This window comes from Nitratireductor aquibiodomus, assembly GCF_900105565.1.
Taxonomy (GTDB): Bacteria; Pseudomonadota; Alphaproteobacteria; order Rhizobiales; family Rhizobiaceae; genus Nitratireductor; species Nitratireductor aquibiodomus.
On sequence record NZ_FNSL01000001.1, the window covers coordinates 2,591,052 to 2,602,793 of the forward strand.

Annotated in this window: 12 protein-coding genes; 4 read left to right on the forward strand and 8 right to left on the reverse strand. The window is 62.9% G+C overall.

The window, feature by feature from the left end; translation table 11 throughout:
- Window positions 1–179: 179 nt before the first annotated feature.
- Together ubiB and ubiE are read right to left on the reverse strand one after the other, a co-directional pair.
- On the reverse strand, window positions 180–1,757 hold the full coding sequence (gene ubiB / locus BLW55_RS12435; protein WP_090329014.1) for a 2-polyprenylphenol 6-hydroxylase: 1,578 nt from the start codon (window positions 1,755–1,757) through the stop codon (window positions 180–182).
- A 10-nt stretch (window positions 1,758–1,767) separates the two neighbouring features.
- A complete protein-coding gene (ubiE, locus tag BLW55_RS12440; protein WP_090329987.1) occupies window positions 1,768–2,544 on the reverse strand; it encodes a bifunctional demethylmenaquinone methyltransferase/2-methoxy-6-polyprenyl-1,4-benzoquinol methylase UbiE in 777 nt (258 codons plus the stop codon).
- Window positions 2,545–2,652: 108 nt separating this feature from the next.
- Here ubiE and BLW55_RS12445 point away from each other — a divergent pair, with 108 nt between their 5' ends.
- The 3 genes from BLW55_RS12445 to BLW55_RS12455 all read left to right on the forward strand — a co-directional run bounded on the left by BLW55_RS12445 (window position 2,653) and on the right by BLW55_RS12455 (window position 5,110).
- Window positions 2,653–3,633: an adenosine deaminase gene (locus tag BLW55_RS12445; RefSeq protein ID WP_090329015.1), complete on the forward strand. Its 981-nt coding sequence runs from the start codon at window positions 2,653–2,655 to the stop codon at window positions 3,631–3,633.
- A gap of 175 nt (window positions 3,634–3,808) precedes the next feature.
- Window positions 3,809–4,438, forward strand: coding sequence for a uracil phosphoribosyltransferase (gene upp, locus BLW55_RS12450; RefSeq protein ID WP_025031130.1), 630 nt, complete (start codon window positions 3,809–3,811; stop codon window positions 4,436–4,438).
- Between the two features lie 96 nt (window positions 4,439–4,534).
- Complete coding sequence (locus tag BLW55_RS12455) at window positions 4,535–5,110, forward strand: retropepsin-like aspartic protease family protein (RefSeq protein ID WP_090329016.1); 576 nt, start codon at window positions 4,535–4,537, stop codon at window positions 5,108–5,110.
- Between the two features lie 31 nt (window positions 5,111–5,141).
- Here BLW55_RS12455 and deoA read toward each other — a convergent pair whose 3' ends face one another.
- The 6 genes from deoA to BLW55_RS12485 are packed head-to-tail and all read right to left on the reverse strand — an operon-like array spanning window position 5,142 to window position 11,308.
- Window positions 5,142–6,461, reverse strand: coding sequence for a thymidine phosphorylase (gene deoA, locus BLW55_RS12460; protein ID WP_090329988.1), 1,320 nt, complete (start codon window positions 6,459–6,461; stop codon window positions 5,142–5,144).
- 7 nt (window positions 6,462–6,468) lie between these two features.
- Window positions 6,469–7,275 carry a purine-nucleoside phosphorylase gene (locus BLW55_RS12465; RefSeq protein ID WP_090329017.1) on the reverse strand — a complete coding sequence of 269 codons (807 nt, stop codon included), beginning with the start codon at window positions 7,273–7,275 and terminating at the stop codon, window positions 6,469–6,471.
- Window positions 7,272–7,667, reverse strand: coding sequence for a cytidine deaminase (locus tag BLW55_RS12470; protein WP_007010600.1), 396 nt, complete (start codon window positions 7,665–7,667; stop codon window positions 7,272–7,274). Before BLW55_RS12470 ends, BLW55_RS12465 begins: the two co-directional genes overlap by 4 nt.
- The gene (locus BLW55_RS12475) at window positions 7,667–8,638 is read right to left on the reverse strand and encodes an ABC transporter permease (RefSeq protein WP_090329018.1); all 972 of its coding nucleotides are present in this window, start codon (window positions 8,636–8,638) and stop codon (window positions 7,667–7,669) included. Before BLW55_RS12475 ends, BLW55_RS12470 begins: the two co-directional genes overlap by 1 nt.
- 1 nt (window position 8,639) lies before the next feature.
- Window positions 8,640–9,779, reverse strand: a complete 1,140-nt coding sequence (locus tag BLW55_RS12480; protein ID WP_090329019.1) for an ABC transporter permease — start codon at window positions 9,777–9,779, stop codon at window positions 8,640–8,642.
- Window positions 9,776–11,308, reverse strand: a complete 1,533-nt coding sequence (locus BLW55_RS12485) for an ABC transporter ATP-binding protein (RefSeq protein ID WP_090329020.1) — start codon at window positions 11,306–11,308, stop codon at window positions 9,776–9,778. Before BLW55_RS12485 ends, BLW55_RS12480 begins: the two co-directional genes overlap by 4 nt.
- 178 nt (window positions 11,309–11,486) lie before the next feature.
- On the opposite strand from BLW55_RS12485, the gene BLW55_RS12490 reads away from it, so the two are divergent.
- Window positions 11,487–11,690 (forward strand): SlyX family protein, encoded by a 204-nt coding sequence (locus BLW55_RS12490; protein ID WP_007008515.1) that lies wholly within the window; start codon window positions 11,487–11,489, stop codon window positions 11,688–11,690.
- Window positions 11,691–11,742 lie beyond the last annotated feature (52 nt).

An 11,742-nucleotide genomic window follows, 5' to 3' on the forward strand; every position in this document is an offset into this window, starting at 1 on the left:
CGTATTGACTGCATGACTGTCAGTGCCGGCATTGCATTATTCACACTTCTTCTGCGCGGAATAAGTGAAGTGAATCCGTATCTTAAGGCTTGTTTGCTAGCACTGCTGTCATTGCATTCGCGGTGGTTGGCGCGAGGCTGTGACGTGCTGCCTCGAAAACGGATTCCGGTTGGATTTGATCAGGACATCTGCCAGGCGATTGCGGCAAGGGCGATCGCGATCACCCATAGCGCCAGGCGTCCGCCGCGCGAATGGCGCGCTTCCGCCCTGCCGATCGCCTCGGCCGTCTCGGCATCAAAACGCAGCCCCTTCTGGGCCATCGTGTCGATCTCGCGGGAGAGGCGCTCGGTACGGGCGGCCAGGTCCGGGGCCTGGCGAACGAGCGCGACGAGCGCTCCCACACCCTCGCGGGCATCGTTCAGCATGCCGCGTGGTCCGAGATTGGCGGCAATCCAGTCGGACACGACGGGCTCGGCCGTCTTCCACATGTTGAAGTGCGGATCGAGCGTGCGTGCGACGCCCTCGACCACGACCATGGTTTTCTGCAGCAGCAGAAGCTCGGGCCGGGTCTGCATGTCGAAGAGCTCGGTGACTTCGAAGAGAAGCGTCAGAAGCCGCGCCATGGAGATGGTCTCGGCCGACTGGCCGTGGATCGGCTCGCCGATGGCCCGCAGCGCCTGGGCGAACGCGGCGACATCGTGATGTGCCGGCACATAGCCCGCCTCGAAATGCACCTCCGCCACCCGGCGGAAATCACGGGTAATGAAACCGTAGAGGATTTCGGCCAGGAAATGCCGCTCCTTGCGTCCAATCCGTCCGGTGATGCCGAAATCGACGGCAACGATCGTGCCGTCATCCTCGACAAACAGGTTGCCGGGATGCATGTCGGCGTGAAAGAAGCCGTCGCGCAATGTATGGCGCAGGAAGGACTGGATCAGCGTCCGGGCGAGCGCATCGAGGTCGTGGCCGGCCTCACGCAGCGCGTCGATGTTCGACATCTTCGTGCCGTTGACCCATTCGAGCGTCATCACGTCGCGGCCGGTGCGCTGCCAGTCGACAGCAGGCACGCGGAAGCCTGGATCGTCCTTCGTGTTTTCCTGTATCTCTGAAATGGCGGCGGCTTCCAGTCGCAGATCCATCTCGATCTTTGTCACCTGCGCGAGCGTCTCCGCCACCTTCACGGGCTTGAGACGGCGCGTGGACGGCATGAACCGCTCCTGCAGATGCGCGGCCAGAAAATAGCTTTCCAGATCGTTCTGGAAGCGGCGCCTGACGCCAGGCCGAATGACCTTGACGGCCACCTTTCGCGGCTCGGCTTCGCCCGCATCGACGCGGGCCTCATGCACCTGCGCAATCGACGCGGCAGCAACCGGCCCGTCGAACTCGACGAAGAGCTTTTCGACGGGCAGACCGAGCGAACTCTCAATGGCTGTCCTTGCCTGGGCTTCCGGAAACGTGTCCATCCGATCCTGCAGGCGCGAGAGGTCGCGGGCCATGTCGTGACCGACGACATCGGGCCGCGTCGCCAGGAACTGGCCGAGCTTCACATAGGAGGGGCCGAGTCGGTTCACGGCCTGCGCAAGGCGTTCAGGTCGGTCGCGCCGCGCCGAGCGTCGCCGTGACATCAGCTTTGCAACACGCCAGCCAAAGCGCGGCATGCCTTCCAGCTGATCGCCGGGCATGGCTGCAACCACACCTTCGCGAACGAGAATCCAGCCCGCGCGTGCAAGCCTCAGATATGCGCCGACCGTGCTCATGAATATGCCGTCAAATCTTCCAGCCGGAGTGCAGGGCGGCGATGCCGCCCGTGTAGTTGCGCCAGGTCACGCGCGAAAAGCCTGCATCGGTGATCATGGCGGCAAAGTTCTGCTGGTTGGGGAACTTGCGGATGGATTCGATCAGGTAGCGATAGGGTTCGCCATCGCCCGTCACTGCCTGCCCGATGCGCGGAATGGCGTGGAAGGACCAGTTCTCATAGACCTTGTCGAGGAGGGGCATCTCGACTTCGGAAAACTCGAGGCAGAGAAAGCGTCCGCCGGGTTTCAGAACGCGGAAGGCCTCATCCAGCGCCCGGTCGATATGCGGAACATTGCGAATGCCAAAGGCAATCGTATAGGCGTCAAAACTGTTGTCCTCGAAGGGCAGTTCCTCAGCGTTGGCCTCGACAAAGGTCAGGTTTTCGGCAATGCCCTTCTTCTCGGCGCGTTCGCGGCCGACTTCCAGCATCGAGCCATTGATGTCGAGAACCGTCACCTCGGCGCTGCGGCGGGATGCCTCGACGATGCGGAAGGCGATGTCGCCCGTACCGCCAGCCACATCCAGCGCGCGATAGCCCGGCTGTTTTGAAGGGGCGAGCCATGAAATCATGGCATCCTTCCAGGCCCGGTGCAGACCTGCCGACATCAGGTCGTTCATCACGTCGTAGCGTTTTGCAACGCGGTGGAACACAGTGTTGACCAGACCCTGCTTCTCGTTTTCGTCTACCTGACGAAAACCGTAGGCCGTCTCCATGCCGCCATGGGCGGTGGTCCGCTGATCTGACATTGTCACCCTTTCGAAATCGCCGGGACCATAGCTCATTGCCGCTTCTGGCGCTATTGTCAAAAGCGCGATGAACAGCCGCGCCGGCGGACTGGTTAAAACGGAGTCCACATGGTCCCCAAAGCCGAGCTTCACTGTCATATCGAGGGCGCGGCCTCGCCCGACCTCGTTCTGTGCCAGGCGCGCAAATACGGTGTCGATACATCGGATTTCCTGCGCGACGGGGCCTATCACTGGTACGACTTCACGAGTTTTCTGGCAGCCTATGACGCGGCGGCAAACCTCTTCCGAAGCGAAGAAGATTACGCGCTTCTGGCCGAGGATTACCTGACGGGCCTTTCACGCGAGGGAGCCGTTTACTCGGAGATATTCACCTCGCCCGATCATGCCGAACGCGCCGGGCTTTCGCGCATGGCCTACACAAATGCCCTGGGCGAGGGGATCGAGCGCGCGCGGGCGGCAACGGGCATCGAGGGACGGATCATTATAACGGGCGTGCGCCATTTCGGAGCGGGTGCGGTCGAGGATGCGGCCCGATTTGCCGCCGCCTGCGGGCATAGGCTGGTGACCGGTTTCGGCATGGCCGGCGATGAGCGTTTCGGCAATGTGCGTGACTACGAAAACGCCTTCGAGACCGCCCGCGAGGCGGGGCTCGGACTGACCGTCCATGCGGGGGAGTTCGGTGGCTGGGAGAGTGTGGAGGCAGCGCTGAACCACATTCGTCCCGCGCGCATCGGCCATGGCGTGCGCGCCATCGAAAACCCGGATCTGGTGCGCCGGCTGGCGGAGGAAGGGGTGGTGCTGGAAGTGTGTCCGGTCTCCAACATCGTGCTGAAAGTCTTTTCCGATTATGCCAGTCACCCTCTACCAGAATTGCTCGAGGCGGGGTGTCGCGTCACGCTCAATTCGGATGATCCGCCGCATTTTCACACCTCGCTTGGCCATGAATATCACGTGGCGCGGGAGCATTTCGGCCTTGACGATGCGACCTTGCGTAGCCTGACGCGCACGGCCATAGAGGCTGCCTTCGTCGATGAAACCACCCGCACACGCCTGCTCGGCATTCTTGACGACAAAACTGTGGCTCAATGAGGCTTGCGGTATGCGGAAACACGTGGGGCGGCTAGATTGCCGTGCGTCCATTTGGACGCACAAAGGACGATCTAAACTATTGATGGAGCGTCGGAATAATCCGAAAACCGGATTCCACTTTTCGGTCCGATGCTCTAGTATCGGCAACAAGAAACCAGCATCCGGGGAACATCATATGCAGGGCGTGACAGTCGTCGACCATCCGCTTGTCCAGCACAAGCTCACCATCATGCGCGACAAGGAAACATCGACGGCTGGCTTCCGGCGTCTTCTGCGCGAGATTTCGCTCTTGCTCTGCTATGAGGTCACGCGCGATCTGGAGCTGACCACCAAGCGAATAGAAACACCCCTTCAACCCATCGATTCGCCGACGCTTGAGGGCAAGAAACTCGTCTTCGCGTCGGTGCTGCGCGCCGGCAACGGACTGCTCGATGGCATGCTGGACCTGGTGCCGGCGGCGCGCGTGGCACATGTGGGCATGTATCGCGATCACGAGACGCTGGAAGCGGTTGAATATTTCTTCAAGGCACCGAGCGATCTTGGCGACCGGCTGGTGATTGTCGTCGATCCGATGCTGGCGACTGCCAACTCCGCCATCGCCGCGGTCGACAAGCTCAAGGAGCGTGGCGCCACCAATCTGCGCTTCCTGTGCCTGCTGGCCGCCCCGGAGGGTGTTGACAATTTCCGGAAATCTCATCCGGACGTTCCGATCTTTACGGCCTCGATAGACGAATGCCTGAATGAGAAGGGCTATATCGTGCCTGGCCTCGGCGATGCCGGCGACCGCATGTACGGCACCAAGTAACCCGCACTTAACCAACCGGGACGGTTGTCGCTTCCGTTAAGCGAATGATCGGCGGCTCTTCTTATGGTTCTTCCGGAAGCAGGCTGGAAGGAACCTATGTTTCGCAAGATGATCATGCTGGGGGTCGTGGTTGGCGCGGCAGCGGGCGTTCCCGCCCTCTATCAGAGCAATCCGGATTTCTACCGGGGCCTCCTGCAGGCGGCGCTGACCGAAAGCGGGGACGACGCTCCAGAAGAGGTCGCAGCCGCGCATCCGTCTTCCAGCCCTTCAATGATGCGCGGTGAGACCTCCGTTCTCCTCGGCAAGAAGGTCAGCATTGCGGCTGACAACACCGGTCACTTCGTGGGGCGTTTCAAGCTGAATGGCCGCGAGATGAGCGCGATGATCGATACGGGCGCGACCTATGTGGCGATCAATCGGGAAACGGCCCGACGGATCGGTGTCCAGCTGAGCCCGTCCGATTTCAAATATGAGGTGAATACGGCCAACGGAAAGGTTCGCGCTGCAGCCGCCGCGATAGAAAGCCTCCAGATAGGCCGCATCTATGTCGAGAACATCGACGCCGTTGTGCTGGACGACCGGGCGCTGGACAAGGTGCTGATCGGCATGAGCTTTCTCGGTCGCCTCTCGCGCTTTGAGGTGGAAAATCGGGCTCTGGTGCTCGAGCAATAGCGATACATCCAAAGCGGAGCCGAAGGCGCTGTCAGGCCTCGGCTGTCACGCGGCGCAGGATTGTCTTGCGCGCGCGCGGCTTGGTCTCAGCAATATCATAGGCATTGCGCACGGAACGTACTGCGCGCTGTGCGGCGTCTTCCGATGATGCATGCACCATGCAGATCGGCTCGCCACGCCGCAATTCCGCACCGACGGGAAGAAGGTCGGTCAGGCCGACCGAATGGTCGATCGTGTCTTCGGGCGTGCGCCGCCCGCCGCCAAGCTCGATGACGCCAATGCCGACCGCGCGGGAATCGATCGCCCCGACAAATCCGTCCCTTTCGGCGGGAACAGGCAGGATGATTTTCGCACCGGGCAGGTGCTTCTGTGGGCTGTCAACGAAATCCGCCGGTCCGCCGAGGGCAGACACCATCTGGCCGAACCGCTCGGCAGCGCGGCCACTCTCGAGCGCATCATGGGCTCGGTCGAATGCCTCGCGCGTGGTTGCGGCAATCCCGGAGGCAAGGAGCATTTCGCTGGCGAGTGCGAGTGTGACATCCTCCAGCCGCCGGCCACGTCTCCTGCCGGTCAGGAAGTCGACGGCATTGAGAACTTCAACCGCGTTGCCGGCAGCCGGGGCGAGCGGCTGGTTCATGTCGGTGACGAGCGCGGTGGTCGAAAGGCCGGCTTCGCCAGCGACGCGCACCAGATTTTCGGCGAGTTTGCGTGCCGCCCGGGCATCGTCCATGAAGGCACCGTTGCCTGATTTGACATCGAGCACCAGCGAGGAAAGGCCAGCGGCAAGCTTCTTCGACAGGATCGACGCGGTGATGAGCGGGATCGATTCCACGGTGCCCGTGACGTCGCGCACGGCATAGAAGCGTTTGTCGGCCGGCGCCAGATCCGCTGTCTGGCCGATGATCGCGCAACCCACCTGGCGCACGGTCTCGGCAAAGCGCTGCTGGCCCGGCTGGCTCGTGTAACCGGGGATGGCATCCATTTTGTCGAGCGTGCCGCCGGTGTGGCCTAGGCCGCGCCCGGAGATCATCGGCACGAAGGCTCCGCAGGCCGCCACGATGGGGGCGAGCATGAGGGAGACATTATCGCCCACGCCACCGGTGGAATGCTTGTCGGTCACTGGGCCGGGCAGGTCCGACCAGTCAAGCACGGCGCCCGAATCGCGCATGGCGAGCGTGAGGGCAGCACCTTCCGAGGCATCCATACCGTTGAGGAAAATGGCCATGGCAAGAGCGGCGATCTGCCCTTCGCTCCATGTGCCATCGGCCAGCCCGTCGGCGAACTCGGCGATTTCCTCGCCTGTCAGTGCCTTGCCGTCGCGCTTTCTGCGGATGATCTCCTGCGGCAGCATCGCGCCCTCAGCCGGCTGGGAGGCCATCGGCGCACAACTGGCCGAGGATGGTGGCGAGCCGCTGCCCGCCAATGGGCGCCATGTCCTTCGTTTCCTGATGCGAAAGCTCGCCCGCATTCATGCCGGCACCGAGATTGGTGATGACAGAGCAGGCCGCGACGCGAAGGCCGAGATAGCGCGAGAGAATGACCTCGGGAACCGTCGACATGCCGACCGCATCGGCACCCAGCGTGCGCGCCATGCGGATTTCCGCCGGGGTTTCGAAGGTGGGGCCGGAGAACCACATATAGACGCCCTTGTGCAATTGCGTGCCCGTCTTCTGTGCGGCTTTCTGAAGGCTTGTGCGCAAGCCCGCGTCATAGGCCTCGCTCATGCCTACGAACCGGCGGTCGCTGCCTTCACCGATCAACGGGTTAGCGCCCGAAAAATTGATGTGATCCTCGATCAGCATGACTGAACCGGGCGGCATGTCCTCACGCAGAGAGCCGGCGGCATTGGTGAGGATAAGCTGCGTGATGCCTATGCCCCATAAGGTTTCGAGTGCCGGGCGCATGGCGGCGGGATCGCCGTGCTCGTAATAATGGGCGCGGCCCGCCAGCATCAAAACCGGCGTACCGGAAAGCCGGCCGGCGACGATCTCGCCCGCATGGCCGGTGACCCCGCTCTGCGGAAAGCCCGGTAACTCGGAATAGGAGATACGCACGGCATCGTCCACATCGTTGACAAGCCCGCCGAGCCCGGAGCCCAGCACCAGCGCAAGCTGCGGGGCAAGCCCGTTGAGCCGCTCCGTCAGACGATCGACCGCCTGTTTCATTTGCCATCCTCGAAGCTGAATCCGCGCGGAAAGACCGCAGAAAAAGGCACCGTTTCCAAAACGCCGTTGGTGTCGCACAGATGCAGCACCGCATCTTCCGTGGCGAATTCCGCCAGCCGCTGCCGGCAGCCACCGCAGGGCATGATCTTCGGCATCTTCTCCGCCACCACGGCGATCTCGGTTACGCGGCCGCCACCCGCCATGACGAGATGGCCGAGCGCGGTGGTCTCCGCACACCAGCCTTCGGGATAGGAGGCGTTCTCGATGTTGCAGCCGGCATGGATGGTGCCCGCCTCGGTCCTGACCGCGGCCCCCACGGGAAAGCGCGAATAAGGGGCGTAGGCGTTTTTCATGGCCGCACTGGCGGCGGAAAAGAGGTCTCTGGCGCTCATCAACGCTCCTTCACATAGGGCACGCCACCGGCGCGCGGCGGCACCGCCTTGCCGATAAAGCCGGCCAGAAGCACCACGGTGAGGATATAGGGCAGGGCCTGCATGAATTGCACCGGCACCTGGCCGACAAGCGGCAGGGGCGTGCCCTGAATGCGGATTGCGAACGCATCGAGAAAGCCGAACAGAAGGCAGGCAAACATCACCGGCACGGGCTTCCATTTGGCGAAGATGAGGGCTGCCAGCGCGATGAAGCCCCGGCCTGCCGTCATGTCCTTCACAAAGCCGGCATTCTGCGCCAGCGACAGATAGGTTCCGGCCATGCCGGTGAGGATGCCGGTGCAGATGACTGCGCGATAGCGCAGCCATGAGACGGAGATGCCCGCCGTGTCGACCGCTGCCGGGTTTTCACCCACCGCCCGCAGCCTGAGGCCGAAACGGGTGCGGAATAGCACCCACCACGTGAAGGGCACGAGCAGGAAGGCAGCATAGGTGAGAAGCGAATGGCCGGAGATGAGCTCGGAATAGATCTCGCCCAGAATGGGCACATCGCGCACCGCCTCGGCAAAGGGCAGCTCGATCGCGCCAAACCGGGCATCGCCCGGCAGCGAGGGGGTGCGCCCGCCCTGCCGGAACCATGCCTGCCCGAGAATGATCGTGGAACCTGCGGCAATGAAATTGATGGCGACGCCGGAGACGATCTGGTTGCCGCGATGGGTGATGGAGGCGAAGCCATGCACGAGCGCCAGGAAGACCGAGATCAGCATCGCCGCGCCAAGGCCTGCCCAGGCGGAGCCGGTGACGGCCGCCGCCGCGCCGGCAGCAAATGCGCCGGCCAGCATCTTGCCTTCGAGGCCGATGTCGAACACGCCCGACCGCTCCGAATAGAGCCCGGCGAGTGCCGCCAGAAGCAGCGGTATGGATAACCGTACCGTCGAATCTAGAACGAGGATCAGGGAATGAAAGAAATCCATATCAGCCACCCTCTCCCTGCTGCGCCTCGATGCCTGCAGAGCGCGGGCTTAGGCTGGCGAAAAGCGCCTGTATCGAAGGCCGGAACATGTGCTCCAGTGCGCCGGCGAACAGGATGACGAGACCCTGAATGATGACGATCATGTCGCGCGAGATGTTGGGCATCTCGAAGGCAAGCTCGGCACCGCCCTGATAGAGCATGCCGAACAGGATGGCCGCCGGCACGATGCCCGCCGGATGCGAGCGCCCCATCAGCGCCACGGCGATGCCGACGAAGCCGGCCCCGGTGACGAAGTCGATCTGCAAACGGTTCTGATCCCCCATCACCGGGTTGAGCGCCATCATGCCGGCAAGTGCGCCGGAGATGAGCATGGTGATGATGATGATCTTCGTTTCGCTGACGCCGGCATAGCGCGCGGCCTTGGGGCTGAAACCGCGCATGCGGATCTCATAGCCGAGCCGCGTGCGCCAGATCAGCACCCAGACGAGAAACGCCGCCAGAAGCGCCAGCAGGAAGGAGAGGTTGAACGGAGCGGAGCGGATGGAAAAGCCCATCGCCTCCAGCACCCAGTTGAGCTTGGGCAATTGCCCGCCTTCAAGAAAATTGCGGGTCTGCGGGGCCTGCGCGCCGGCGGGCTTGAGTACATTGACCAGCAGATAGACCATCAGGCTGGCGGCAATGAAATTGAACATGATCGTCGTGATGACGATGTGCGATCCGCGCTTTGCCTGGAAATAGGCCGGGATGAAGGCCCACGCCGCGCCGAACAGCGCCGCGCCCACAATGGCCAGCGGAAACACCGCCCACCAGGGCAGAATGCTGTCGAACGCGAGGCAGACCACCGCTACGCCCAGCCCGCCCACATAGGCCTGCCCCTCGCCGCCAATGTTGAACAGGCTGCAATGGAAGGCGACGGCCACGGCGAGCCCGGTGAAGATGAAGCTCGTTGCGTAGTAGAGCGTGTAGGCGATGTTCTGCCCGCGGCCCAGCGCCCCTTCCACCAGAATGGCGGCGGCGCGGAAGGGGTTTTCTCCCACCAGCATCACCACCAGCCCGGCCACCAGAAAGGCGACGGCAAGATTGATGAGCGGGATCAGCCCGTAATCGGCCCAAGCGGGCAGTTTCGCATAAGGCGCACTCATTCCGCCGCCTCCTTCTCCTCGACGCCGGCCATGAGCAGGCCAAGCTCGCTTTCGCTGGCTTCGGGCCCGCGTTCGCCCACCACGCGGCCGGCGAACATGACCAGGATGCGGTCGGAGAGCGAGCGGATTTCATCGAGCTCAACCGAGACCAGAAGCACCGCCTTGCCCTGATCGCGCATGTCGATCAGCCGTTTGTGAATGAACTCGATGGCGCCCACATCCACGCCGCGCGTCGGCTGGCCGACGATCAGCACCTTTGGATCCTGCTCCATCTCACGCGCCAGCACGATCTTCTGCTGATTGCCGCCGGAGAAGTTCGCCGTCTTCAGCCGGCAGTCGGGCGGGCGAATGTCGTATTTCTCGATCTTCTCGCGCGCATCGGCGCGGATCGCCTCGATGTTGAGGAAGGGGCCGTTGAGGTATTTCGCCTGCCGGTGATAGCCGAGCATGGCGTTCTCGTTCTCCTCAAAGGGCAGAACGAGCCCCACATGATGCCGGTCTTCGGGCACATGGGCCATGCCGCGCGCGCGCAGGTCTGCGGGGTCTGCCGCGCCGGTCAGGTCCACCGGCTCGCCATCCAGCGTCACCGTGCCGGAAACGGCCCTGCGCACACCGGTGATGGCATCGAGAAGCTGGGATTGCCCATTGCCCGCCACGCCGGCAATGCCGACGATCTCGCCCGCGCGCACGTCGAGCGACACATTGTCGACCATGGTGACGCCGCGCGAATCCTTCACGGTGAGATTGCGCACCGAAAGCAGCACCTCGCCGGGGCTTGCCTCGCCCTTTTCCACCTGAAGTAGCACCCGCCTGCCCACCATCAGCTCGGCCAGCTCCTCCACGCTTGTCTCGGCGGTGTTGCGGGTTGCCACCATCGTGCCCTGCCGCATGACCGAGACATTGTCGGTGATCGCCATGATCTCGCGCAGCTTGTGGGTGATGAGGATGATGGTTTTTCCCTCTTCCTTGAGCTGTTCGAGAATGCGGAAAAGGTGGTCCGCCTCTGCCGGCGTCAAAACGCCGGTCGGCTCGTCGAGGATGAGGATATCGGCACCGCGATAGAGCGCTTTGAGGATTTCCACCCGCTGCTGCAGGCCCACGGGCAGATCCTCGATGATGGCGTCGGGGTCCACTTCCAGCCCATAGTCGCGCTCCAGCCGCTCCAGCTCCGAGCGCGCCCTGGCGATGGAGGTGTTGAGCAGCGCCTCGCCTTCCGCCCCCAGGATCACGTTTTCCAGAACGGAGAAATTCTGCACCAGCATGAAGTGCTGATGCACCATGCCGATGCCCAGCGCGATGGCGTCGCTCGGCGTGTTGATCGCGGCCTTTTTGCCGCCCACGTCGATCCGCCCGCGATCGGCCTGGTAGAAGCCATAGAGGATCGACATCAGGGTCGATTTTCCGGCCCCGTTTTCGCCGATGATGCCGTGGATTGTCCCGGCTTCGATTTTCAGATCGATGTTGCGGTTTGCATGAACCGCGCCAAAGCTCTTGCTGATGCCCTTGAGCTCGATTGCCGTTTCAGCCATCGGCGGCCCGCTTCCCCGTTTTTATCGTTTGGTCAAATTTCTACCATGCCTGCCTGCCGCCTGCCAACCTGTGCGGTAGGCCCGGGCGAAAGGCACCTCAAGCACTCTCGACAAATCAGGCCTTGCTTGTCAATTTCCGCAGGCGAGAATGCACCGAAACCGCAGAAAGAAGCGCGCCATGAGCGAAGACCGCATCACGAAGCTGGAAATCCTGGCCGCCGAGCAGGAAAAGACCATCGAAGAGCTTTCCGCCGAGCTCACGCGCCAGTGGCGCGAGACGGAAGCGCTGAAGAAGAAGCTTGATCGGCTCTCGGAGCGTTTCATGGAGCTGGAGGAGCAGACGGCGGGCGATGTGCCCGTGACCAAGCCGCCGCATTGGTGAGGGAGGGCGCCGCCTGTTTCCGGGCGGCGGTGCCTTCCTCGGGGTCGCCAGC

What these genes read in the sequence shown, in the direction of transcription:
- ubiB (WP_090329014.1), bottom strand. Translation starts at nt 1,757, where the DNA reads ATGAGCACGGTCGGCGCATATCTGAGGCTTGCACGCGCGGGCTGGATT.
- ubiE (WP_090329987.1), bottom strand. Translation starts at nt 2,544, where the DNA reads ATGTCAGATCAGCGGACCACCGCCCATGGCGGCATGGAGACGGCCTAC.
- BLW55_RS12445 (WP_090329015.1), top strand. Translation starts at nt 2,653, where the DNA reads ATGGTCCCCAAAGCCGAGCTTCACTGTCATATCGAGGGCGCGGCCTCG.
- upp (WP_025031130.1), top strand. Translation starts at nt 3,809, where the DNA reads ATGCAGGGCGTGACAGTCGTCGACCATCCGCTTGTCCAGCACAAGCTC.
- BLW55_RS12455 (WP_090329016.1), top strand. Translation starts at nt 4,535, where the DNA reads ATGTTTCGCAAGATGATCATGCTGGGGGTCGTGGTTGGCGCGGCAGCG.
- deoA (WP_090329988.1), bottom strand. Translation starts at nt 6,461, where the DNA reads ATGCTGCCGCAGGAGATCATCCGCAGAAAGCGCGACGGCAAGGCACTG.
- BLW55_RS12465 (WP_090329017.1), bottom strand. Translation starts at nt 7,275, where the DNA reads ATGAAACAGGCGGTCGATCGTCTGACGGAGCGGCTCAACGGGCTTGCC.
- BLW55_RS12470 (WP_007010600.1), bottom strand. Translation starts at nt 7,667, where the DNA reads ATGAGCGCCAGAGACCTCTTTTCCGCCGCCAGTGCGGCCATGAAAAAC.
- BLW55_RS12475 (WP_090329018.1), bottom strand. Translation starts at nt 8,638, where the DNA reads ATGGATTTCTTTCATTCCCTGATCCTCGTTCTAGATTCGACGGTACGG.
- BLW55_RS12480 (WP_090329019.1), bottom strand. Translation starts at nt 9,779, where the DNA reads ATGAGTGCGCCTTATGCGAAACTGCCCGCTTGGGCCGATTACGGGCTG.
- BLW55_RS12485 (WP_090329020.1), bottom strand. Translation starts at nt 11,308, where the DNA reads ATGGCTGAAACGGCAATCGAGCTCAAGGGCATCAGCAAGAGCTTTGGC.
- BLW55_RS12490 (WP_007008515.1), top strand. Translation starts at nt 11,487, where the DNA reads ATGAGCGAAGACCGCATCACGAAGCTGGAAATCCTGGCCGCCGAGCAG.